Source organism: Lacimicrobium sp. SS2-24, assembly GCF_002201535.1.
Lineage (GTDB): Bacteria > Pseudomonadota > Gammaproteobacteria > Enterobacterales > Alteromonadaceae > Lacimicrobium.
This window is the reverse complement of record NZ_NIWW01000010.1, coordinates 58,851-81,866: the sequence shown is the minus strand read 5'-3', so window position 1 is coordinate 81,866 and position 23,016 is coordinate 58,851. Positions and strand designations below refer to the sequence as shown.

The following is a 23,016-nucleotide window of genomic DNA, read 5'->3' as shown; positions in this document are numbered from 1 at the left end:
ACGCGGGAATCAGTTGCTGGGGCTGAGTCGCAAGATCTGCCCGTCGGGATGGTCCGTTAACAGGTACACCGCTCCATCAGGCCCTTGTCGTACATCGCGAACACGCTGGCCAATATCAATGCGCTCTTCATGACTCACTTTGTTCTGCTTATCCAGAGTCAGTCTTACCAGCTGGCGGAATTTCAATGACCCGACCAGCAGATTACCCTTCCAGTCTGCAAAGGCATTGGCGGTATAAAAGGCCATGCCGCTTGGTGCAATCGATGGAACCCAATAATGCAACGGTTGTTCCATGCCGGCTTTTTCGGTGTCACCGATTTCACCGCCACCATACTCCTCGCCATAGGTGATTTCCGGCCAGCCATAATTCTTGCCGGCGCGCGTGATATTGATTTCATCGCCACCCTGAGGCCCGTGTTCATGGGTCCAGAGCTCACCGGTATAAGGGTTTAGCGCAGCACCCTGGACATTACGATGTCCATAAGACCAGATATCTGACAGCGCGGCATCGTTGTTAACATAGGGGTTGTCTGCCGGTACCTGTCCGTTGGGCAGGACCCTCACCACTTTGCCGTAGTGGCTGGTCAGTTGCTGCGCTCCGTCACGCTGTGAGCCCCGATCGCCCAAAGTAATAAATAACGCACCGGTGCGGTCAAACACCAGACGGCTGCCAAAGTGATGGCCGGTGTCAATTTTCGGGTTAGCACTGAAAATGACTTGTAATGCCGTTAGCCCATCTTCTTCAAGAATGGCGCTGGCCACAGCGGTGCTGGTTTTGTCACCGTCTTTTGCCGGCTCAGAGAAACTGAAGTAAATACGTTGGTTTTCACTGAACATGGGGTCGATGGTCACATCCAGCAGACCGCCCTGGTTTTTGGCGAGGATGTCAGGAAGTCCGGTGAGCGGTGCGGATTTATTGCCTTGCTCGTCCACAACCCGCAACGTACCTGTGCGTTCGGTGACCAGCATGCGTCCATCTGGCAAAAAGGTCATGCCCCAGGGATGCTGTAGCCCTGAGGTGACCACATCAACCTTAATGCGGGTCTGTTCAGTATCAAGTTGAGCAGGTGTGTTGGCGCAGGCGGCCGTGCTTAACCCCAGGGTCAGGCTGGCCAGTAACAACGCAAATTTGCGGGTCATCGTCTTTCCTTCTCACAGTGTTGGTGTAGCTGTTTATGCTAGCGGAAAATATCCGGACTTTCCTGCACTTGAGCGAATTATAAAGCCAGTTGAGCCGATAAGTGGCAACTAGAGATCGAAACTGATCTTCAGCAGGGACAACACGACGACGGAGTACAGGATAGAGACAGGTACACCGATACGCACAAAGTGTGAGAGCTTGTAGTTTGCGGCGCTGAACACCAGCAAATTGGTCTGGTATCCCCATGGGGAGATAAAGCTGGCACTGGCAGCAAACGCGACGGCCAGTGCAAAAGGTAGCACCGGAGCGCTGAGCATTTCAACGATGCCCCAGGCAAAAGGAAACATCAGTGCCGCAGCCGCATTATTGGTGACCAGCTCTGTCAGTAACAGCGTCAGCAGATAGATGACAACCAGGGCCACAAAGGGACTGGTGTTTTCCAGCAATGGAAAGACCAGGGTGTTAAGACTGGCAATAAGACCCGATTGCTCCAGTGCGGTGGCAAGGCCCAGGGCGCCAACAATCACCATGATCAGATTCACCGGAAGATGGCGTTTGAGCTCAGCACCATTACTGATGCCGCTGAAGACCAATATCGCCAGAAGAAAAACCAGCCCGGTGGCCAGTGAAACAATGTTTGTGGCGCTCAGTAACACGGTCAGTAAAAAGCCGCCAAGGGTCAACCGCTCCTGAAACGTGGTGAGCTTTTTCGGCAGACTGTGCTCGGTGAGGATAAAGAAGTTTTTGGATAAGTTATTGCGTGTGTCGAAATCCGGTCCCGTGGCCAACAGCAGGTTGTCACCGGATTGCAATTTGATATCCCCCAGTTTTCCCGACAGGCTTTCGCCATCACGCCGGATGGCGACGACTGCGGCGTCAAACATGGCGCGAAAGCCCACTTCTTTGAGTGTTTTATCGATCAGTTTGGCGCGATTGGATATGACCACTTCAGTGAGGTTTTCCCGCAGCAATCCATTTGTCTCGGCAAACAGGGTCAGGCCCGGAATATGGTTAAGACTGTCTACGCGCTTGACGTTGCCACTAAAAATGAGTTTGTCACCGGCTTCGATAACGATTTCGGGGGTCACGGGTGAAAGCAGGTGCCCCTGGCGAATAATTTCTGCCAGATACAGCTCAGGCAGATTACGCAGATGATTTTCTTCAATACTTTTGCCGATGAGCGGAGAGTTTGCGTCTACTTTGGCTTCAATAAAATACTCTTTATAGTCAGCCTGCTTGATTTTTATCTCGGGGAGAAGCGGAGAGATAAGAAACAACAATAATCCACAGGACAAACCTGCCACCAATCCGTATAAGGTGAAGTCCAGGAAGGCAAAGCCCGGGTGTCCTTTTTCGACCAAAAAGCTGTCTACAATCAGGTTGGTCGAGGTGCCAATCAGGGTCACCGTTCCTCCCAGGATAGCGGAGTAGGAAAGGGGGATCAGTAGCCGTGAGGCCGGGTGAAACTGATTTTGCGTTACCGGGCTGATCAGGCTGGCGACAATCGCCGTGTTGTTTAACAGGGCTGAACTGGAGAATGTCAGACCGAATAAGCGCCAATAACTCTTGTTATAACTGGCGCTGATAAGCTTTCTGCCGAGCAATTTCAAAAGCGAGGTCTTGTCGATGGCATTGCTGATCAGCAATAACAAGACCAGAGTAATCAGTCCCTGATTAGTCAGCCCATGGGAGAGCTGTAACAAGGAAAGCTGGCCGCTGGCCAACAAAGCCAGCATTGCCAATGAGAAAATGGCCGACGGGCGCTTATCGGTAAAAATAAGCGCCGCGATGGTGACAATAAAAATCCCTGCAACCAGAAGCTGGTTAATGTCCATCTCATTTTACTCAGAGTTTGCTGATATCCAGCGCCTGCCAATGTGGGAAGTGTTTACGCACCAGTGCATTGAATTCCAGTTCAAACTCGGAATAGCTCTGCTTGGTGTCTTTATTGGCAGATTCATCGGCTTCGATAATCATACCGGCACCCACGGTACCATTGGTAAGGCGATCGATAATGATAAAGGCGCCGGTTTTGCGGTTACGCTGATAGGAGTCACAGGCCACGGCCTGAGTCAGCTTGATACTGCCGACCCCAATCTCGTTGAGATTAAGGTGCAACAGATCTTTCTTTTCCATGGTGTTGACGTCAATCTGGTAATCCAGACGCTGTACCGATCCTGATACCGACTTGGTGGCGAATTTGAACTCATATTGCTTATTCGGCATCAGCGGATCTTCTGCCATCCACACCAGATGGGTTTTGTAGGCTGTACTGTGCATCGGCAGATTGTCACTTTTGACGATCATGTCGCCACGGGAAACATCAATTTCGTCATTCAGTGTCAGTGTGACAGCTTGCGGCGCATAGGCTAAATCCTGTTCCCCTTCAAAGGTGACAATCTCTTTGATGGTAGAGGTTTTGCCAGAGGGCAGCGCGGTGATTTCATCGCCGGGTTTGATCTGACCCGAGACAATGGTGCCGGCAAAACCTCGGAAATTGAGGTTCGGACGGTTAACGTACTGCACCGGGAAGCGGAAATCCTGCTGCGTTTGATCTTTCGCGACTTCAATGTTTTCCAGCAACTGCATCAGCGTCTCTCCCTGGTACCAGGGCATGCTTTCGCTGCGGTTCACCACGTTGTCACCTTTGAGGGCCGACAATGGAACAAAGTGAATGTCCGGAATATTCAGCTGCTTGGCAAATTGCAGGTAGTCTTCGCGGATTTTATCAAAGGTACCCTGATCGTAGTCCATCAGGTCCATTTTGTTGATGGCCACGATGACATGTTTGATGCCCAGCAATGAGGCTAAAAATGAGTGTCGACGTGTCTGCACTTTCACACCGCCGCGTGCATCCACCATGACGATCGCCAGTTCGCAGGTGGAGGCACCTGTGACCATGTTACGGGTATACTGTTCGTGTCCCGGGGTATCGGCAATGATGAATTTGCGCTTATCTGTGGAGAAATAGCGGTATGCCACATCAATGGTAATACCCTGCTCACGTTCAGACTGCAGACCATCTACCAGCAGCGCCAGATCCACTTCTTCACCAGTGGTACCAACTTTTTTACTGTCTTTGCTGATGGCTGCCAGTTGGTCTTCGTAAATCATCTTGGAATCGTGCAGCAGGCGACCGATCAGTGTGCTTTTACCGTCATCGACGCTGCCGCAGGTCAAAAAGCGTAGTAAATCTTTACGCTCATGTTGTTCAAGGTAACTGAGAATGTCCTTTTCGAGGAGATCATTTTGGCTATTCATGTTAACAGCTCACTAGAAAATAAGGGTTTAACAACGATTCTTTCTGGTTATAGCGCAGAGGTGTATTCTGCTGTGTCAGAGGCTTGTCGGCGTCCAGTTCAACCACCCTGGCACCGGCAGCAATGACAATGGCATGGGCCGCTGCGGTGTCCCACTCGCTGGTGGGACCCAGCCGAGGGTAAAGGTGTGCCTTGCCTTCCGCGACCAGACACAGTTTTAAGGAACTGCCCATGGCAACCAACTCGGTTTCGCCCGGTAACTGCTCGAGCAATGACTGAATCTGTGGACTCTGATGTGAGCGGCTGCCCACAACTTTCCAGGTTTCACCATCTTGGTGCCGGGCTGGCTTGAGTGGCTCTGTCTTGTCGGACTGTATGCGCTGAGCCTGTTCACCGACCACGCCAACATAAGTAACATTAAGCGCCGGCGCATAGACCACGCCCAATACCGGTTCACCCTGTTCAATCAGGGCGATATTGACGGTAAATTCACCATTTTTCTTAATAAACTCTTTGGTGCCATCAAGGGGGTCGACCAGCCAGTATTGTGACCACTCACGGCGTTCATCCCAGGCGATATGGGCAGATTCCTCGGACAGTACAGGCAGATCGGAAATGGCATTCAGCCCGTCAACAATAATATGATGGGCGGCCAGATCTGCCTCAGTAAGCGGGCTCTTGTCATCTTTTTTGGCAACGTCAAAATCTCTGGCATAGATATTCATGATGGCATCGCCCGCCCGATGGGCGATGTCCGTGACCTGCTCAGCCAATTGCGCCTTGCTCATTACAGGTAACCCTTCTGTGTCAATGCGCTGATCAGCTTGTCTGCCGACTGCTCCGGCGTCTCACCGTCAAATGTCAGGTGTATCTCCGGCGCCTGAGGGGCCTCATACGCCGAATCAATGCCGGTAAAGTGCTTAATATCACCCTGGCGTGCTTTCTGGTATAACCCTTTGGGATCACGTTGCTCGCATACCTCCAGCGGTGTATCCACAAAAACTTCAACGAACTCGCCGTCCTCCAGCAGATTACGGCAAAACTTTCTGTCCGTTTTAAACGGAGAGATAAATGCGGTGATGACGATAAGCCCCGCATCGACAAACAGTTTCGCCACTTCACTGATACGGCGAATATTCTCAACCCGGTCTTTGTCATCAAAGCCCAGATCGCCGCATAGCCCGTGGCGCACATTATCACCATCAAGCAGGTAGGTGTGCTTACCTGCGGCGGTCAGCTTCTGCTCTAAAATATTGGCAATAGTGGATTTGCCAGAGCCACTGAGCCCGGTCAGCCAGATAACGGCGGGTTGCTGAGTTTTTTGGGCAGCGCGGTCGGCTTTGGTAGTCTTGTGATCATGCCAGACGATATTATTGCTCATCAGAAATATCCTTCCATTTTCTTTTTCTCCATAGAGCCGGAACTGTCGTGGTCGATGACCCGACCCTGGCGCTCTGAAGTTTTAGTCAACAACATTTCCTGAATGACATCAGGAAGGGTCGCGGCATGAGACTGCACCGCACCGGTCAAAGGATAACAGCCAAGTGTGCGGAATCGAACGGACTCCATTTTCGGCTCTTCACCTTCCTCCAGTGGCATGCGGTCATCGTCTACCATGATCAGCACGCCATCACGCTCAACAACCGGGCGCGGCTTGGCCAGGTAAAGCTCAGGAATCTCGATGTTCTCCAGATAGATATACTGCCAGATATCCAGTTCGGTCCAGTTGGATAATGGAAAGACCCGAATGCTTTCACCTTTATTCACCCGAGCATTATAAATGTTCCATAATTCAGGACGCTGATTTTTCGGATCCCAGCGGTGATTTTCATCACGAAAGGAATATACCCGTTCTTTGGCCCGCGATTTTTCCTCATCCCGGCGCGCACCGCCGAAAGCCGCATCAAACTGAAACTTATTCAGGGCTTTTTTAAGCGCCTGCGTTTTCATGATATCCGTGTGTTTTGCGCTGCCATGGCTGAAAGGACCCACACCCATGTCAATACCTTCCTGATTCTTGTAAACGATCAGGTCGAGCTGATGCTGTTTTGCCATACGATCGCGAAATTCAATCATTTCGCGAAACTTCCAGGTGGTATCAACGTGTAACAGTGGAAAGGGAATACGTCCGGGCGCAAAGGCCTTGCGGGCCAGATGCAGGAGTACGGAAGAATCTTTACCAACGGAATACAGCATTACGGGGTTGTCGAACTCCGCCGCCACTTCACGAAAAATATGAATACTCTCAGCTTCGAGCTGCTTCAGATGGGTTAAGGATGGAATATTGGCGTCCATGGTTTTGTTCAGACCTGTAAAGTTTTCAGAATGAGTATTATGCGATTGTGTTCTATACATAGAACATTACCACGATCGGGGCGATTCTGGCTATGCAAGATCGCTATATCAAATAGCAAACGATCTTAATATATGCAGCGCAAGGGAAGGGAAATCGGCGCACTAACAGGGTGATGTTGTTATCGGTTCAGGCTGAATTTTCTCTTAAGGTTGCCCAGCGTACGGCATCCAGATAATTTCGCGTGACTTTATCTATACTGAACCCCATCTTGTCACACTGACTCTTGGCCGCTTGCCAGTCGGCCTGCTCAAAGGCCTCCATAAGGGTCAGGTATTCAGCCAGGCGCCCCTGGCGACGGACCAAAGCATCTTTAATGACCTGTGAAATTGGCAGTTTGTCGAGCAATTCCACCAGTGGTGCATCCAGCATCCCTTCGAGCAGGGACAATAACCCGGTCAGAAATGCGGCGCTTTCTGTAGCCTGTTCTCCGGGCAACGTGGAGGTCAGCTCACAAAAGCGGGCCCTGACCAGGGACATTACCGTCAATGCGGGAGGTTTCTTGTCCACAAACTGAGCCGTAAAGAGTACTGACACAAAACGTCTGAGTTCTTGTAAGCCGAGTAACACGATGGCCTGTTTGATGTTTGAGATCTCGCTGCGCCGTTTAAAAATGGGTGACTGGGCATAACGCAACAGTTTGAAAGAGAGATTCACATCGCCTTCAAATACCTGACTAATTGCCGATGTATCCGGCTCTGGTTCGGCCAGCGAGGTCATCAACCTGGCGACAGTCATTTGCGAGGGCTCCAGCGTGCGGCTTTTCAGTACCTCGGGTTTGCTGAAAAAATAGCCCTGGAAGTATTCAAAGCCCATGTTCAATGCCTGATGGTACTCATCATGGGTTTCGACTTTTTCCGCCAAAAGCTTGATGTTGGGGAAGCCTCCAATAGCCTCTTTGATCAGACGAATTTCACTGGCCGGGGTAACCTGATAATCAATCTTAATGATGTCGGTATAGGGGTAAAAGTGCTTCCAAACACCTTTATGCTCATAGTCGTCCAATGCAATGGTATAACCACGCTGTTTCAATTCCTGACAGGCTTTGAGCAACTTCTTGGTGGGAGTGACGGTTTCCAGGATTTCGACGACCACGAACTCTTTTGGGAGGAGCATAGGGTAGCCATTTAGCAGCGATTCTTCGGTAAAGTTGATAAAAGCCAGTTTATCTTCGGTCAGCTTATCCATGCCAAGGTTAAACTGCAGGCCTTCTATCATTTTTGAGGTTGCCTGCTCATCACAGACGTCAGGAAAGACATTTTCCAGGCTGTCTCTGAATAACAGCTCATAGGCCACGACATCTTTTTCTCTGTTTAGTATGGGCTGACGAGCTGCAAAAAACGCCATTGTAGAGTGCTTCTCCTGTTCCTAAGCTATCTCTATGCTAGTAGATTGGTGCACAGGATACCAGAGGCGATTCACACAACTGTAACAATCTGCTATCTCAAGGCAATGGACAAAAAAATACCGGCAAGGTATGCCGGTATTTTATTCGAACTGACTGATTATTAAGACTCTTCGCGCAGTTTCACTTCCATTTCTTCATGTCGGCTTTGCAGCGCTTCGCTGGGCGGCGCCGTGAGGTTGCTGACAATGAAAATGGTTAATGTACATAGGATGAATCCAGGGACGATCTCATAGATCACGCTGCTCAGGCTTTCTCCACCAATGGTGACGGGTGCATAGATCCAGAACAGTACCGTAGCCGCGCCTACTAACATCCCGGCCAGCGCGCCGTTGCGATTCATGCGCTTCCAGAACAGACTGACAATGATCACGGGACCAAAGGCGGCGCCAAAACCTGCCCAGGCATTACTGACCAAATTCAGTACGCTGTTTTGCGGATTCCAGGCCAGCACGATAGCAACCAACGCCACCACCAGTACCGAGATTCGACCCACCAATACCAGTTCTTTATCACCGGCATCACGGCGCAGGAACGCCTTGTAGAAATCTTCGGTGAGCGAGCTTGACGTTACCAAAAGCTGTGACGAGATGGTACTCATAATGGCCGCCAGAATCGCGGCTAGCAGGAAGCCGCCAATTAGCGGATGAAACAGAAATTGCGAGAAAATGATGAAGATCGTTTCCGCATCATCCAGTTGCATTTTTGTTTCAGCCACATAGGCAACCCCCACAAAGCCAGTCGCCAGGGCACCAATAATGGATACGATCATCCAGCTCATACCAATACGACGTGCGGTGGTGATCGCTTTGACTGAACGGATTGCCATAAAGCGAACAATTATATGGGGTTGACCAAAGTAGCCTAGCCCCCAGGCCAGCAGTGAAATGACACCAAGCACGGAGAGCGCCTCTCCGGTAGCACCATTGACAAAGAGTTTGAGCATATCAGGGTTGATGTCGCCAACGGCGGTGCTCACCTGATCCACGCCGCCCAAATGATTGAAAGCCACAATAGGCACCATCACCAGCGACACAAACATGATACAGCCCTGCACAAAATCGGTCATACTCACCGCCAGAAAGCCGCCAAACAGGGTATAAGCCGCGACCACACCCGCGGTGACAAACAGGCCCGTGCTGTAATCCATGCCAAATGAACTGTCGAATAGCTTACCGCCTGCAACCAGGCTGGCCGAGGTGTATAAGGTAAAGAAAACTATAATGACCAGCGACGAGAAGATGCGCAGGTAGCGGCCTTTATCGTCAAAGCGATTAGCAAAGTAATCGGGAATGGTGATCGAGTCATTCGCCACTTCCGTGTAGACACGTAGCCTTGGTGCCACGATCAGGTAATTCAAAAAGGCGCCGATGACCAGACCCACGGCGATCCAGCTTTGAGATATCCCCGCCAGATACATCGCACCGGGCAATCCCATCAGCATCCAGCCACTCATATCAGAGGCGCCGGCGGATAACGCGGTGACACCAGGTCCCAGCTTTCTGCCGCCGAGCATATAACCGGAGACATCCGAGGTTGACGTGCGATAAGCATATAAGCCAATGCCCAGCATGGCGATAAAATATAATGCGAGCGAGACTAATGTACCAGTTTCTATATACGTACCAGTTTCCACAAAGCTCTCCTGTAATTGTTTTGACTGAACAGAAACAACGAAAAAGTAAAAATTAGAAAATTCAGTCAATTAGCGTACCATGCTATCAAGATGTTATCCCATTCTCCAGAGCACTTATGAAACTGCAAACACGCTGGTGTAAATACGCACAGCTGGACACCTTGACACTTGAGCGCATTCTGGCGCTGAGACAGCAGGTCTTTATCATTGAGCAGCAAAGTATTTATGCTGACATTGATGGCCTGGATCCCATCAGCTGGCATGTTTTGCTCGAGCATGAGCAGCAGTTATTTGGTTATGCGCGTCTGTTCCCTGACGATGAGGGGAAGTGTTACCGGTTGCAGCGCATTGTGCTGGCAAAAAATGCCAGAGGGATGGGACAGGGAAAGGCGTTAATGGAGTCGTTGATCGGCAAAGCACAGTCGCTGCAGGATTATCCAGACTTGCAGCTCAGTGCGCAGGTACACCTGCAGGACTTTTATCGTGGCTGGGGGTTTACCCCTAAAGGGCCAGAATACGACGATGGCGGTATTTTGCATGTTGATATGCACCGCCCGCTGGTATGGCAACCTTCCTAAAGCACAGGGTACGTAAGGCGTTTACTGGACAGGACGTATTTCGAAAGCTCCATATTGGCGTTGCAGTCACAGGTTGAACAAGGCACACAACTGGCAGTTGATTTAGCACAGGCATCACTGATGCCTGTTCACACCAGCATCAGTGATGCGCTGCCGGTGTCAGTCGGTATCAATTAGCGCCAGTAATTCCGTTGTTTTTTGCTGCAACAATGCCTTATCCCCCCGGGTCTCTACATTCAGGCGAATAACTGGTTCGGTGTTGGATTTTCTTAAATTGAACCGCCACTGGTCAAATTCAAGCCCGACACCATCTGTATTATCCCGGTGTTTGGCCTGGTCCTGATAGGTTTCCAGAATAGTGTTCAGGGTGGCATCTGCGTCCTTCACTGTGCGGTTAATTTCACCGGAAGAGGGGAAGGCAGCAATGCGTTCTGCCACTAACTCGGAAAGGGCCTGATTGCTGCTGGAGACAAGCTCCGCTACCAATAACCAGGGGATCATGCCCGAATCGCAATAGGCAAAGTCACGGAAATAGTGGTGGGCACTCATTTCACCACCATAAACCGCATCTTCTTTGCGCATACGTTCTTTGATAAAGGCATGACCGGTTTTACTCATCACCGGCCGTCCACCGGCATTGAGGATGATGTCCTGTGTATTCCAGTAGACTCTGGGGTCGAAAATAATTGCGGCCCCGGGATCCTTATTCAGGAACGCTTTGGCCAGTAATCCAACGATGTAATAGCCCTCGACGAAGTTACCTTTTTCATCAAACAGGAAGCAGCGATCAAAATCGCCATCCCAGGCAATGCCCATATTGGCCTGATGGTCGATGACCGCCTGACGGGTTTGATGACGACATTCAGGCAGAAGCGGATTAGGAATGCCGTTGGGAAAGGTGCCATCGCCCTGATGATTGACCTTAATAAACTCGATTTCAACACCGCGTTCAGCAAGGGCTTTTTCAATCGCATCGATAGCATGTCCGGCCGCACCGTTGCCTGCATTAACCACCAGTTTAAGGGGCTTTAACTGCTGTGGCTCGATATAGCTCAGCATGTGCTCGGTGTAAGCAGACAATACCGATTTTTGCTGGTAGGAGCCCGTTGCCAAAAGTTTATCCCGCTCGACCAGAGCATGACCCTGAGCGAATTCCCCTTTGATTTTATCATGGCTGTATGCGGCCAGACTTACCGCCACCTCTTGATCGTCATAACCCTCGGCCAGGGCTTTCACGTCATCAAGCCCGGTATCGCCACTTATCGGGCGGGAGCCTTCGCGGACCAATTTCATGCCGTTGTAATCAATCGGGTTATGGCTGGCCGTCACCTGAATACCACCACTTTGATTGAGATAACTGGTGGCGAAGTAGATTTCTTCGGTACCGGTCATGCCCAAATCAGTGACGCTGGCGCCACCGTCTATGAGTCCGGCACTGAGGGCCAGTTTTAGAGGCTCTGAGGTCAGCCGAATATCACCTCCCACAACGACCTCTTTGGCCTCAAGATGCTCGGCGAAGGCACGGCCAATCCGATAGGCAATCGTCTCATTCAACTGTTGACCCAGCTGACCGCGAATATCATAGGCTTTAAAACAACTGAGATGCATTGCAGCGTCCTTACTTATTGACCCGACCATAGCGGTCTGAGAAGCGCACGATATCGTCTTCACCCAGATACGCACCCGATTGCACTTCAATCAGCTCCAGCGGTATCTTGCCGGGGTTTTCAAGACTGTGGGTGGTGCCGATGGGAATATAGGTAGACTCATTTTCAGTGAGTAAAAAGGTCTTATCATCACAACTGACTTTGGCCGTGCCGGTCACGACAATCCAGTGTTCAGCGCGGTGGTGATGCATTTGTAATGACAGTTTTTCGCCGGGCTTAACCTTAATGCGCTTGACCTGAAAGCGTTCGGCCTGATCTAATGAGTCATAGCTGCCCCAGGGGCGGAATACTTCACGATGGAATTCATACTCGGGACGTTTTTGCGCCTTGAGCGTATCGACCACTTTTTTGATGTCCTGAACCTTGTCTTTGTGGGCTACCAGCATCGCGTCTTTGGTTTCGACCACGATCACATCGTCAAGGCCAATCACACAGACCAGCCGTTCTTCTGCATTAATATAACTGTTGTTAACCTGTTCAAGGAGTACGTCGCCCTGTATCACGTTGCCCTGAGTGTCTTTGGGCAGCACATCCCACAACGATGACCAGCTGCCCACATCACTCCAGCCAGCGTCCAGAGGCACCACTGCGGCCGCGTCAGTGTTTTCCATAACGGCGTAGTCAATTGAATCTGAGGGGCACTGTGAGAAGATTTCAGCGTTGACCCTGACAAAATCAAGGTCCTTTTGCTCAGATTCGATGGCTGTTTTGCAGCACTCATGTATCTGTGGCGCAAACTTTTTCAGTTCTTCCAGGTAGCGGCTGGCCTTAAACATAAACATGCCACTATTCCACAGGTATCCGCCCTGTTGAAGATACTGTTGGGCGGTCTCCAGATTCGGTTTTTCAACGAACTCCGACACCCCGAAAGCATTATCGTTTCCAGCCAGGGCTGTACCCTGACGGATGTAGCCGTATCCGGTATGGGCGCTGGTGGGGACAATGCCAAAGGTCACCAGTTTGTCTTGTAATGCCAGTGCCTGCGCGTTGGCAATGGCCTGGTGGAAGCTGTGCACATCTTCAATCAGATGATCTGCGGCCAGCACTAACAACACCGGGTCCTCGCCGTTTTGCACAGCATGAAAGGCAGCAAGGGCGATGGCAGGTGCGGTATTCTTGCCCATTGGCTCAAGCAAGATGCCGTCATGGGCAATATCAGATTGCAACAACTGCTCTGCAACAATAAACCTGTGTGCGTCATTACAGACAAAAACCGGTGCTTCACAGGCAAGTCCATCAAGACGATGTAGCGTTTGCTGCAACATGCTGTGGGAATCGGTTAGCGGCAGAAATTGTTTGGGAAAAGCGGCCCGGGATTTGGGCCAGAGGCGACTACCTACGCCTCCTGCCATGATAATTGGCTTCATAAGGATCATCCTGACTGACATACTGTTATCTGCCAAGCATACCATTTCAATTCGTGCTGAGGTATAGCTGAATAGGCTCTGATAACCATAGCGGTACGTCCTTGTACCTGATACGGCATGTTTTCCTTAATTGACGCTGACTTTACCTCGCAAGGCGTTCATGGACTTCTTGCCCACACCTTGTATTTTTACCAGATCATCAATGGAGTGAAAGTTGCCATGTTTTTCCCGGTGTTGAATAATCGCCTCAGCTTTTTTCTTGCCAATGCCGGGAAGCGACATCAGCTCTTTCAGTGAAGCGGTATTGAGATTAATGACAGCTTGTGTGGTTGCCACTTTGTCCTGAGTTACATCCTTATTCAATGCAAGGGTCTGTAAAGGGGCAAACAGACCAAGCATTACGACACCCCATATTAACCATTTCATGATTTTCTCCTTAACCTTGTTATCCATTTGGGTGTGAAGACTTCAACCGCATACAAACCACAATATGCAGTTAAAGCACCTTTAAGTGTAGAAGAAAATTACGCAGAAAAAAGGCCGGAACGCCGGCCTTTGAGAACGGGGTCACATGAACAGATGTTACAGTCTTTCCAGCACCGCCTGGGTGAAATCAGTGGTGCCGTGGCTACCACCCAAATCGCGGGTGGTGCGATCACCAGACTCAATGACGTCCTTTATCGCCAGACGAATTTTTTCCGCTTTGTCTGCCATGCCAAGGTGTTCCAGCATCTGGATGGCAGCCAGAATTACAGAGGTGGGATTGGCCAGGTTTTTGCCTGCAATATCCGGAGCCGAACCGTGTACCGCTTCAAAAATGGCACAGTTCTCACCAATGTTTGCACCCGGAGCCATGCCCAGGCCGCCAACCAGACCAGCACAGAGATCCGAGATGATATCGCCAAACAGATTGGTGGTAACAATCACATCAAACTGATGAGGGTTCATCACCAGTTGCATGCAGGTGTTGTCGACGATCATTTCGGTTGATTCTATTTGCGGATAGCGCTCGGCCACTTCTCGGGCAACCTTGAGGAAGAGGCCGGAAGTTGACTTGAGAATATTGGCTTTGTGCACCGCAGTGACCTTCTTGCGGCCCTCTTTAAGTGCCATCTCGTAAGCAAATGTGAGAATGCGCTCTGCACCTTCACGGGTGATTTTGCTCATGGCTTCTGCTTCACGACCGTCTTCGGAGACTTTCTGTCCGAGGCCGGAGTACATACCCTCGGTATTCTCCCTTACGGTGATGATGTCGATATCTTCGTATCGCGCTTTCGTTCCTTTAAAAGACAGTACCGGACGCACGTTGGCAAAGAGTTTAAATTGCTTACGCAGACTCACATTAATAGAAGTAAATCCCTCGCCCACAGGGGTCGTCAGTGGACCTTTGAGCGTTATGCGGTTCTTGGCAATCAAATCCAGAGTCTGCTGAGGCAACAGTTCACCATGATTCTCCAGCGCCATCAAACCCGCATCGGCGAAATCATAAGCAAAATCACAGCCTGCCTTATCAAGGATCTGCAAGGTAGCATTGACGATATCAGGACCGATGCCATCGCCACGGATAACCGTTATACGCTGTTGAGTCATGGAAAATTCCTCTGTCTGTCGTTTTTAATAGGGGAGACCCCGGGATTATGGTGGGGTAGTTAAGGCGGCGATTTATAGCATTAAATGGTGCGATCTTCCAGTAAAAACCCCAGTTCTGCAGAGAAGCGCAATCTTGTAATCTTAGTCTACAGGCCAGTAACACTGGCTGTTTTCAAGCACCGATTCGATGATGTTATGTTGGTCCGCGCTTTGCAGATTCAGTACCGTCAATGCCTGCTGCTGATATTGCCTGTCAGCATCTGATGCGAGTGAGTCGCCAAAATAGATCTGGCGGGTCATCATCAGCGCCAGCCCCAACAGGCTCGCCTGCAATTTCGTCAGTGTGTTCAGTCGCATGTCGTCGGGCAGCTGATGATGACATCGAATGGCGTCAACACTGCTAGTGGGCTGCTGCCAGGCTCGGGTCAATGTCAGGCTATGTTTTAGCGAAGAGGTGTCGGTCGCCAGAACAAATAAAGTCTCCAGCGAATAGTGAGGGGTGCCTCTGCGCGGCAGAGACGTCCGGCGCTTAAGGGGGAGACTGATAAACAAACCGGAGCAAAAAAAATAGCCCAGCGTGACAACGGTCTCTGTTGTCAGCTTAGATTGTCTCTCAGCCAATGCTTCAACCACGTGACCAAACAATATGCAGAACTGTAATATGTGTTGTTGTAAAGGAAAGTAAAATTGATTGAGTCGGGAGAGTAGTGCTTGTTGCACCAACACGCTGTTGGTGCGTTCAAATCCCTGAAACAACAACGCATGCTTGACTTCCTCCATCTGCAATTTCATTCGAGTACGGTGACTTGCGGTGGTTTTGAGTTGTCTGGCTAAAAACCCTTCGGCAGCAATGTGTTCACAAATTTTATCAATATCCGGATCCTGTCGCTGTAGCAAGTCCTGGATCGCCAATAATTTCGCAGGAGGTTTGCTCAAAGGCTGAGAGCTGCTCTGCAATGAAGGGGCACCGCTTTGCTGTTGAAAAGCCGCTTGCCAGTGCACATCCCACAGCGTATTGATAACTGACAGCTCTTTTACTTTAAGTGGCGCAAGTACTTTACAATTCGGTGACGCTGAAATCAGTGTGATGTCATCATCAAAGTGCTGACAGTGCGGATCGTAGTATCTGATTAACCAGGATGTATCCGTTCGGGACAGTATTATCGCAGTTTTGTCATCGGCGAATCGTATCAGACTACCGGGGGGAATCAGCCCTGCCTGAGAAATTATCGGAGTAAGCAGATCATAGCAGGCAGTGGGAAGCGCACGGGCCAGTTTTCGTAATGCACTGAGCCATTTTTCCTCACGACTGGCTGAACTCGAGGGGTTAGTTAGCAGGGCGACGGTCATCAGAAGCAGTTGAGGGTGGGTGAGGCGTGTAAAGCGCCGATAAAACCCCGCCTTTTTCTGAAGAGGTAATAAACGTGCGACCGGAATTAAGCTGCTGGACCAGATCCGGTGATCCAGACGTTTGAGCTGACTGAGGAATGTCTCGGTTATCGTCGGCCAGCTGTAAAGATCCAACGTCATGGCAGCGCACACCATTCCATAGCGGCTCTGGGTATGCCAACGGTGAAACTGGCACAGGTTGAGGGCAAGCAGCATGCGTCGAAAGCGGTGGTTTAGTGTTCGCGAATAGCTCGGGAAGTAGAGCTGGGTCAGCGACTGCCATGCTGCTGGTTCGAGGTTATAGTCGTCAACCAGGCGCCGGGAAAGTGACAAGCAATGAGAGAGAATGTCATTCACATTGCCACTTTGTTGGAGCCGTTTTTCCAGTTCTGCCAGCCCTTCGAGCTGGTTTTGAACGCCTTTAGATAAAGGTTGACTCACTGCCAGTCGGTATACTGTTGATAGGTTCCGTCGCCCCAGGCGATAAGAACATCATTTTCGAAGAGTAATGGGGTGCACTCGTTCATGGTGGTAATGCCATCAGATTCCATGTGCTGTGTGCGATAGAACATAATCTGGACTCGTTGATCGCCAATTTGTTTGGCTTCACTGATGTCCGGGGCTCCCATCAACTCAATAATATTCTGCCGTTGGGTACCTAACTCAAGCTTACCTATCTGCACCTTATTGTATTGTTCACGATCCCGCCAATCCATGGAGTCGGGATCATCCGGGTAGAAAACTAATACTAAAGCGGCAAAAATCAGATAAATGCCAAAACCAATAGCGGCACGTTTTATAATTTTTTTATTCATGTGACGTCACGTTCTCTTGGGCTTACACAAGCAAGCCAATCTTTGCGTTACAAGCATACAACAGTATGCCTGTGATTGAGATATCAGCGGAAGAAATTCAGCCGTTTATTTGACCAGTTTATAGCATGGGTCATAGCGTTTACCGGGTAACTTCATACGGTTTTGTGCAACAAACGACTCTAACATGGCATCTAACATATCCATGAGCCTGGCGTCGCCATGCAGGTTGAATGGACCTTTCTGCCTGATTTGCTCTATCCCTTCCGCCTTGACATTACCGGCTACTATACCCGAAAAAGCGCGACGAAGTGACGCGGCCAGCTCCGCTTTCGGTTGTTCCAGGTGCAGGTTAAGCTGCGACATATTGTCATGACTGGGGATAAAGGGGGCCTGAAAATCCTGATCGATTTTCATCGACCAATTGAACTGATAGGAGTCTCCACGCTGACGGCGATATTCGGTCACGTCCGGCTGGTTTTCACGTACGACCCTGGCCACTTCTGAGGCATCATCAACGATAATGGTATACAGGTTCTGTGCTGTTCTGCCGAGCGTCTCACCGATAAACGCATCAATACTATTGAAATAGGCTTCACTCTCTTTGGGGCCGGTCAGTACAATGGGCAGAACCTGTTCACGGTTCTGTTCGTTGAGCATAATCCCGAGCAAATAGAGCAGCTCTTCTGCTGTGCCCACGCCGCCGGGAAAGATAACAATAGCATGGGCCGTGCGGACGAAGGCCTCCAGGCGCTTTTCAATATCCGGCATGATCACCAGTTCATTGACAATCGGGTTAGGGGGCTCGGCAGCAATGATACTGGGCTCTGATATACCCAGATAACGACCATTACGGTATCGTTGCTTGGCATGGCCTATTGTGGCTCCTTTCATCGGCCCTTTCATCGCGCCGGGGCCACATCCGGTGCAAATGTTCATGTCTCTGAGACCCAGTTGATATCCCACTTCTTTGGTGTATTTGTACTCGATTTCGCCGATCGAATGTCCACCCCAGCAGACCACCATATTAGGCTCTGCAGCAGCCTGGATAGCATTGGCATTACGCAACATGTCGAACACCATGTGAGTGATGTGGGTGGATTCAGACTGGTCTACAAACAGGTTGCCCTCATAGCGCGCACCCATATGCAGTAAATCCCTCAGCACGGCAAACAAGTGTTCGTGCACGCCTTTGATCAGTTTGTTGTCTACAAAGGCCAATTCGGGCGGGTTGATGAGCTCTATCTTTACGCCTCGCTCGCGGCGCAATAGATTGACTTCAAAGTCTTCATAAGGAGAAAAGATGTTTTCGTAATTGTCTTCCTGAGCACCACTGTTGAGAACGGCGAGGCAGCAGTTACGAAAAAGACGATAGAGTTCGCTGGAGGTGGATTTTTTAAGACGGTCAACTTCGAATTGCGACAACAGGCTCATGGAGCCAATAGGGTTTAACTGTACTGTTCGTTTCATTCTTTTCCTTGGTCAATAACACAGCGATTTCTGCCCTGATTTTTTGCTTCAAAGAGCGCCTTATCGGCACGCTCAAAGGCTCGCTGGACATCATCTCCCTGTCTGAAATGTGTGGCGCCAATTGAAACCGTAATCTTGACACTCTCATGTTTGAACTTGAAGGGGATTTTTGCGATTTGTAAACGCAGCTTCTCAAGGGGGGCTTCCAGTTCCTCTGCGCACGTTTGCGGCAGCAACAAGATAAACTCTTCTCCGCCCCAGCGCGCCAGAAAATCCGTCGATCGCAGGCACTTGCTCATCTGTTGCGCAATGACTTGCAGTGTTTTGTCTCCGGCGGCATGCCCATAACTGTCATTGATATTCTTGAAGTGATCGACATCCATCAGTGCGATGCTCAGATTCGTACCGTAGCGGCGCCAACGGCGAAACTCCAGGTCAACTCTGTCATTGTAAGCACTGCGGTTGGGAATTTGTGTCAGTTCGTCGTGATGACTGCGGTACTTCTGTTGTAGTAGTCGTTGCTTATACTCGGCGGTTTCCTGCTCGAGGTGGCTTAACTGGTCTTTCATATCTTTGAGCAGCTTCATCAGTACACGCTGTTCGTCCTGGTCGGTCTTTTCCCGCGACTCAATCGTGGCTGCCATCTTGCTCAGATATTCCGACGCTTGTTTGCGCAACAATTTGAGATTTTCGGCCTCTTCAATGGCCACTTCAATATCCATGACCTGTTGTTTTAACTGCGCGGTATTGTCCGTTTTTAGTTGAAAAGTGGACTCACTTTCTTCTATCGAATGACTGACCGACTGGCTGACTTTATCCAAGGTACTATGCAGACTGGAGACAAAGCGCTCGGCATGTTTACGTTCCTGGATGACCTCTCTGAGAATGGTCCGTATGATAATCAGACAGCACTCCAGCAGCTGCTCATGGTCTAGTCCTTTGGCCAATTGCTCGCGAACCTGTCGTAGTTCTTTATCTTTTCTGGCACTGGTGCTGAGCTGAGATATCAACTCTCTGAGCTCATCGGTGATTTCTTTGTGCAGTGCTAACGCGGCGTTTTGAAGACCCGCCGAACCAATAGCATCAGTATTACTATCGGAAACACGACAGTTTTCCAGAGCCTTTTGAAATAGTTCCAGTGCCTTTTCAAAGTGTGGGAGTGAGGCGAAAACACTGGATTGGCTTTGCCGTACCTGACGCAGAAAGCTTTGAGCGTCTTGCTTTAACGGCTCGGGTAAGTCGCGGTTGTCTTGTAAGGCCTGAATGGCGCTCTCGATGAGATAATGGGACTTCTGGTTTTGCAGTCGCACCTGGTCACAGTTTTCCATCAACAGGGCCGTCAGTTTGCCGATACTGACTTCTGCGAGGGTAAAGTTGACCTTGCCACCCAGGTGGCTTCGGAGTGTTTGTAGTTCCTTGTCCAGAGCAGGTATCGCCCCTTCGTAGAATTTACTCAACCTGAGAATAAATTGCGACAGGGTATCTATTTGGTGCTTAAAACTACGCAACACTTTTTGCTGGTTTTGGGTAGTTAAATCCAGTTTTGTCGGTGGTAACTGTGACCCATTTTCCATGCTTTGCTTCACTCGCAGACTCGAATGCTCTTTAGTCCATTATAATGGTTTATGAGATGGTTAAGAATATTTTTTATAACAAGATGTTAGGTAAAGATTTTGGTAAGCCTGAAATCAGCCTTATAGCGGCCACTTAACCTCAAAGACAGAAAACAAAAAAGGCGGTAAAGCCGCCTTTTTCTGTTCCTTTTCCGCACTTTGGTTAGTCGTCGCTCAGGGGACGTTTAACCAGATAGTAGGGCAGGCGTTCTGATGCAGGTTGTAACATGTGATGTCCATCGATTAATAAAACCGCCGCTATTTTATTCAATTGACAGAAAAATGAAAGTCATATTGTAAGTTTACTTTCCTGATTTCATTTTTACTGGCGGATTAATCGTTCAAACACTGGCGCGGTTTCGAAGTTGCTGCGAAAAGGACTGATGTCCAGCCCCCCGCGTCGGGTATATCGTGCGTACACTGTGAGCTTTTGTGGTTGGCACTGGCGCAAGATGTCACAATAAATTCTCTCGACGCACTGTTCATGAAACTCGTTGTGTTGCCTGAAAGTGATCAGGTAGCGCAACAAACTTTCTTTGATGATTTCTTTGCCTGTATAACGGATAGTGACACTGCCCCAATCAGGTTGGTGGGTAATCAGGCAGTTTGATTTGAGAAGGTGACTGATATGCTCGCGTTCTACCCATGCTTCTCCGCACATTAACACGTTCTCATCAGGCTGATATTGAGTGACTTCAATGTCCAGATCGTCGAGAAGCTCACCTTTACCGGGGCAAACCTGAAACGCGTCTGTTTCGCTGAGCGAGAACAGCCTGACCCTAACATCGGCGGCTGCACAGCGACTGAGATCTTGTTCAATGAGCTGCTGCAATGCGTCAGGTGTGTCGACTTTGTACTGATTGAAACTGTTCAGATACAGTTTAAATGACTTGGATTCGATCAGATTGGGGCTGTTTGCAGGTACGCAGGCCTGCAAGATAGCAACGCAGGGTTTACCCCTGGAATTCAGCCAGGAGAGCTCGTATCCGTTCCAGATATCAACGCCATTGAAGGGCTGTTCTTCGACAATGCCGAGTTCCTCTCGATTGAGGCTGCGGGGTACGGCTTGCAACAGCTTCGGACTGTAGGTGTCAACATACTGCGATGTTTTACCCAGACTGAGGTGAGCAAGAGGAGAGGAGGACGTGGTATCACCCATAAATTACCCTGAATGTTGAAAATGATATAGTAGCAAGACAGTCAATTATACCGTGTTAATGGATAACAGATGAATAAGAGTGTGGCACAAAGCCTTGATGAATTTGTACAACGCCTGATAAAGACTTATGCAGCACCGGGCAGTGTCTTACAGACCGAATGGGATGAAAACTGGCCATCACCCTGTGAACAGGGGCAACCTGATGAACGCGGTTTGATTCGCTGGCAACCGGTTAAACGCGAACATCCTGGCGATTTTTCTGTCACTGAACAGGCACTGGAAATGACGTTTCATGAAGATGTTAAAAGTTTTTATGGTCGCTATTGGAGTGAGGGGCTGGACGCCAGCACGCCAAGAGGCGCACTGCAACTCATACAGCCCTGGAATGAGGAGGACTTTGAGCGCTTGTTGCAGAATCTGGTGGGGCATGTGCTCATGAAAAGGCGACTCAAGCAGCCAGAGACGCTTTTTATTGCGGTCACAGATGATGATGATTTTATTATCAGTGTCGACAATGCCACCGGTAACGTGATGTTAGAGCAGGTAGGACTGGAGCCGACAGAAGTCCTGGCGCAGTCTCTCAGTGAATTTATTGACCAGATTGAGCCGGCAATGCCTTCACATTAACGGCGGTTGTTTTGTTGTTCTAATAACTGGCTCAACAAGGTTTCGAGTTTCTCTATGCGGGCTTCCAGTGAGGTTATACGTTGTTCGTGGGAAGGTGGTTTTGCCACGGGTTGTTCTTCTTCAGGCAGGCGAACTTTTGGATTTTTTTTCCACTTTTGCAATACCGACAAGATATCCGGCAGAGGGAGCGGCTGGCGAGCATGACTTTTAATCAATGCCACTGAAGGGGTTTTGCCGGATTCAGCCAATGACTGGCATAAAGAAAGAATGTACTGATGATGGGACATGATAAAACCTGTTTGCTGTTGGTACTAAAAACTGGTCAGAATCACTATTTTATCATGAACCCGGATCGAGCAAGATTTAATAAATTCTTTAAAAACAATCCGTTACTTCCTGGCCTTTTTTTTGCTAAGCATCAGTGAACCCATAAAGACGCGCTCATGGTTGAGCGTTGTGATGTTTTTCAATAAAGAGGTAACAATGAGAACAACAATACTTGCTGTACCCGTACTGGCGGTACTTACACTCAGCGGATGTGTCATTTCAGTGGGCGGCGATGGCTACCATGAAGGTGACTGGCAGAAAAAAGAAGCTCAGAATCGTCGTATGGTGGCAAAACTTGAGCAGGGACAAGGGTTTGAACAGGTCTCGGCCCAGTTTGGCTCTCCCGAATTCAGTGAATTTCACCAAAGTGACTCCGGCAAGTATCAGGTACTGTTTTACCGTACGCACAGAAACAAGGGTGACGGGGTCACCACCATGGATGAATGTACGCCGCTGGTGTTCAGAAACGGTGAATTAATTGGCTGGGGAAACAGCGCTTATGAGGCCATTAAGTAGGCTCAAGCGTCGATTCTAAAACGGTGTCACAGAGGCGCAATACTGAAAAGTGGTTGCCCCTGTGGCACGACACTGTTGACTTCATGGTGATAGGGCGACAGCGGCT

The 23,016-nt window shown here is 49.7% G+C and carries 21 protein-coding genes; 3 read left to right on the top strand and 18 right to left on the bottom strand.

Annotated elements, in window-relative coordinates:
- Window positions 1-9 precede the first annotated feature (9 nt).
- The 8 genes from CCY32_RS15345 to putP form a co-directional block, all read right to left on the bottom strand.
- On the bottom strand, window positions 10-1,140 hold the full coding sequence (locus tag CCY32_RS15345) for a PQQ-dependent sugar dehydrogenase (RefSeq protein ID WP_088332242.1): 1,131 nt from the start codon (window positions 1,138-1,140) through the stop codon (window positions 10-12).
- 108 nt (window positions 1,141-1,248) lie between these two features.
- Window positions 1,249-2,976, bottom strand: a complete 1,728-nt coding sequence (locus tag CCY32_RS15340; protein WP_088332240.1) for an SLC13 family permease — start codon at window positions 2,974-2,976, stop codon at window positions 1,249-1,251.
- Between the two features lie 10 nt (window positions 2,977-2,986).
- Window positions 2,987-4,402, bottom strand: coding sequence for a sulfate adenylyltransferase subunit CysN (gene cysN / locus CCY32_RS15335; RefSeq protein ID WP_088332238.1), 1,416 nt, complete (start codon window positions 4,400-4,402; stop codon window positions 2,987-2,989).
- 1 nt (window position 4,403) lies between these two features.
- The gene (gene cysQ / locus CCY32_RS15330) at window positions 4,404-5,189 is read right to left on the bottom strand and encodes a 3'(2'),5'-bisphosphate nucleotidase CysQ (RefSeq protein ID WP_088332236.1); all 786 of its coding nucleotides are present in this window, start codon (window positions 5,187-5,189) and stop codon (window positions 4,404-4,406) included.
- Window positions 5,189-5,782 carry an adenylyl-sulfate kinase gene (cysC, locus tag CCY32_RS15325; protein ID WP_088332234.1) on the bottom strand — a complete coding sequence of 198 codons (594 nt, stop codon included), beginning with the start codon at window positions 5,780-5,782 and terminating at the stop codon, window positions 5,189-5,191. Before cysC ends, cysQ begins: the two co-directional genes overlap by 1 nt.
- Entirely contained in the window at window positions 5,782-6,696 is a 915-nt protein-coding gene (gene cysD / locus CCY32_RS15320) for a sulfate adenylyltransferase subunit CysD (protein WP_088332362.1), read from the bottom strand. Before cysD ends, cysC begins: the two co-directional genes overlap by 1 nt.
- A 187-nt stretch (window positions 6,697-6,883) precedes the next feature.
- Window positions 6,884-8,101 (bottom strand): HDOD domain-containing protein, encoded by a 1,218-nt coding sequence (locus CCY32_RS15315; RefSeq protein ID WP_088332232.1) that lies wholly within the window; start codon window positions 8,099-8,101, stop codon window positions 6,884-6,886.
- A 161-nt stretch (window positions 8,102-8,262) separates the two neighbouring features.
- Window positions 8,263-9,777, bottom strand: a complete 1,515-nt coding sequence (gene putP, locus CCY32_RS15310; protein ID WP_088332360.1) for a sodium/proline symporter PutP — start codon at window positions 9,775-9,777, stop codon at window positions 8,263-8,265.
- Between the two features lie 134 nt (window positions 9,778-9,911).
- Between putP and CCY32_RS15305 the strand changes: the two genes are divergently transcribed.
- Entirely contained in the window at window positions 9,912-10,373 is a 462-nt protein-coding gene (locus CCY32_RS15305; protein ID WP_088332230.1) for a GNAT family N-acetyltransferase, read from the top strand.
- Between the two features lie 159 nt (window positions 10,374-10,532).
- Here the strand turns inward: CCY32_RS15305 and CCY32_RS15300 are convergent, their stop codons facing one another.
- From CCY32_RS15300 to queF, 9 genes are all read right to left on the bottom strand, one after another.
- Window positions 10,533-11,981: a phosphomannomutase gene (locus CCY32_RS15300; protein ID WP_088332228.1), complete on the bottom strand. Its 1,449-nt coding sequence runs from the start codon at window positions 11,979-11,981 to the stop codon at window positions 10,533-10,535.
- Between the two features lie 10 nt (window positions 11,982-11,991).
- The gene (locus CCY32_RS15295; protein ID WP_088332226.1) at window positions 11,992-13,407 is read right to left on the bottom strand and encodes a mannose-1-phosphate guanylyltransferase/mannose-6-phosphate isomerase; all 1,416 of its coding nucleotides are present in this window, start codon (window positions 13,405-13,407) and stop codon (window positions 11,992-11,994) included.
- Between the two features lie 126 nt (window positions 13,408-13,533).
- Window positions 13,534-13,833, bottom strand: coding sequence for a ComEA family DNA-binding protein (locus CCY32_RS15290; RefSeq protein ID WP_168171545.1), 300 nt, complete (start codon window positions 13,831-13,833; stop codon window positions 13,534-13,536).
- 156 nt (window positions 13,834-13,989) lie between these two features.
- On the bottom strand, window positions 13,990-14,997 hold the full coding sequence (locus CCY32_RS15285; RefSeq protein ID WP_088332222.1) for an isocitrate dehydrogenase: 1,008 nt from the start codon (window positions 14,995-14,997) through the stop codon (window positions 13,990-13,992).
- 141 nt (window positions 14,998-15,138) lie between these two features.
- A complete protein-coding gene (locus CCY32_RS15280; protein WP_088332220.1) occupies window positions 15,139-16,827 on the bottom strand; it encodes an HDOD domain-containing protein in 1,689 nt (562 codons plus the stop codon).
- Window positions 16,824-17,201, bottom strand: coding sequence for a DUF3192 domain-containing protein (locus tag CCY32_RS15275; RefSeq protein ID WP_088332218.1), 378 nt, complete (start codon window positions 17,199-17,201; stop codon window positions 16,824-16,826). Before CCY32_RS15275 ends, CCY32_RS15280 begins: the two co-directional genes overlap by 4 nt.
- Window positions 17,202-17,306: 105 nt before the next feature.
- On the bottom strand, window positions 17,307-18,668 hold the full coding sequence (gene ppnN, locus CCY32_RS15270; RefSeq protein WP_088332216.1) for a nucleotide 5'-monophosphate nucleosidase PpnN: 1,362 nt from the start codon (window positions 18,666-18,668) through the stop codon (window positions 17,307-17,309).
- Window positions 18,665-20,242, bottom strand: a complete 1,578-nt coding sequence (locus CCY32_RS15265) for a GGDEF domain-containing protein (protein WP_088332214.1) — start codon at window positions 20,240-20,242, stop codon at window positions 18,665-18,667. The genes ppnN and CCY32_RS15265 overlap by 4 nt, the downstream gene beginning before the upstream one ends.
- 361 nt (window positions 20,243-20,603) lie before the next feature.
- Window positions 20,604-21,440 carry an NADPH-dependent 7-cyano-7-deazaguanine reductase QueF gene (queF, locus tag CCY32_RS15260; RefSeq protein ID WP_088332212.1) on the bottom strand — a complete coding sequence of 279 codons (837 nt, stop codon included), beginning with the start codon at window positions 21,438-21,440 and terminating at the stop codon, window positions 20,604-20,606.
- Window positions 21,441-21,509: 69 nt separating this feature from the next.
- On the opposite strand from queF, the gene syd reads away from it, so the two are divergent.
- A complete protein-coding gene (gene syd / locus CCY32_RS15255) occupies window positions 21,510-22,067 on the top strand; it encodes a SecY-interacting protein (protein WP_088332210.1) in 558 nt (185 codons plus the stop codon).
- On the opposite strand, the gene CCY32_RS15250 is transcribed toward syd, so the two are convergent.
- Window positions 22,064-22,354: a hypothetical protein gene (locus CCY32_RS15250; RefSeq protein WP_088332208.1), complete on the bottom strand. Its 291-nt coding sequence runs from the start codon at window positions 22,352-22,354 to the stop codon at window positions 22,064-22,066. The genes syd and CCY32_RS15250 overlap by 4 nt on opposite strands.
- Window positions 22,355-22,550: 196 nt before the next feature.
- Between CCY32_RS15250 and CCY32_RS15245 the strand changes: the two genes are divergently transcribed.
- Window positions 22,551-22,910, top strand: coding sequence for a DUF3192 domain-containing protein (locus tag CCY32_RS15245; protein WP_088332358.1), 360 nt, complete (start codon window positions 22,551-22,553; stop codon window positions 22,908-22,910).
- The last annotated feature ends 106 nt before the right edge of the window (window positions 22,911-23,016 follow it).

Excerpts from the sequence above, each read along its gene's own strand:
- CCY32_RS15290 (WP_168171545.1), bottom strand. The coding sequence starts at position 13,833 with ATGAAATGGTTAATATGGGGTGTCGTAATGCTTGGTCTGTTTGCCCCT.
- cysN (WP_088332238.1), bottom strand. The coding sequence starts at position 4,402 with ATGAATAGCCAAAATGATCTCCTCGAAAAGGACATTCTCAGTTACCTT.
- CCY32_RS15305 (WP_088332230.1), top strand. The coding sequence starts at position 9,912 with ATGAAACTGCAAACACGCTGGTGTAAATACGCACAGCTGGACACCTTG.
- ppnN (WP_088332216.1), bottom strand. The coding sequence starts at position 18,668 with ATGAAACGAACAGTACAGTTAAACCCTATTGGCTCCATGAGCCTGTTG.
- cysQ (WP_088332236.1), bottom strand. The coding sequence starts at position 5,189 with ATGAGCAAGGCGCAATTGGCTGAGCAGGTCACGGACATCGCCCATCGG.
- CCY32_RS15265 (WP_088332214.1), bottom strand. The coding sequence starts at position 20,242 with ATGGAAAATGGGTCACAGTTACCACCGACAAAACTGGATTTAACTACC.
- queF (WP_088332212.1), bottom strand. The coding sequence starts at position 21,440 with ATGGGTGATACCACGTCCTCCTCTCCTCTTGCTCACCTCAGTCTGGGT.
- CCY32_RS15245 (WP_088332358.1), top strand. The coding sequence starts at position 22,551 with ATGAGAACAACAATACTTGCTGTACCCGTACTGGCGGTACTTACACTC.
- CCY32_RS15275 (WP_088332218.1), bottom strand. The coding sequence starts at position 17,201 with ATGAATAAAAAAATTATAAAACGTGCCGCTATTGGTTTTGGCATTTAT.
- CCY32_RS15285 (WP_088332222.1), bottom strand. The coding sequence starts at position 14,997 with ATGACTCAACAGCGTATAACGGTTATCCGTGGCGATGGCATCGGTCCT.
- CCY32_RS15345 (WP_088332242.1), bottom strand. The coding sequence starts at position 1,140 with ATGACCCGCAAATTTGCGTTGTTACTGGCCAGCCTGACCCTGGGGTTA.
- CCY32_RS15315 (WP_088332232.1), bottom strand. The coding sequence starts at position 8,101 with ATGGCGTTTTTTGCAGCTCGTCAGCCCATACTAAACAGAGAAAAAGAT.
- CCY32_RS15340 (WP_088332240.1), bottom strand. The coding sequence starts at position 2,976 with ATGGACATTAACCAGCTTCTGGTTGCAGGGATTTTTATTGTCACCATC.
- CCY32_RS15250 (WP_088332208.1), bottom strand. The coding sequence starts at position 22,354 with ATGTCCCATCATCAGTACATTCTTTCTTTATGCCAGTCATTGGCTGAA.
- cysC (WP_088332234.1), bottom strand. The coding sequence starts at position 5,782 with ATGAGCAATAATATCGTCTGGCATGATCACAAGACTACCAAAGCCGAC.
- CCY32_RS15300 (WP_088332228.1), bottom strand. The coding sequence starts at position 11,981 with ATGCATCTCAGTTGTTTTAAAGCCTATGATATTCGCGGTCAGCTGGGT.
- syd (WP_088332210.1), top strand. The coding sequence starts at position 21,510 with ATGAATAAGAGTGTGGCACAAAGCCTTGATGAATTTGTACAACGCCTG.
- CCY32_RS15295 (WP_088332226.1), bottom strand. The coding sequence starts at position 13,407 with ATGAAGCCAATTATCATGGCAGGAGGCGTAGGTAGTCGCCTCTGGCCC.
- cysD (WP_088332362.1), bottom strand. The coding sequence starts at position 6,696 with ATGGACGCCAATATTCCATCCTTAACCCATCTGAAGCAGCTCGAAGCT.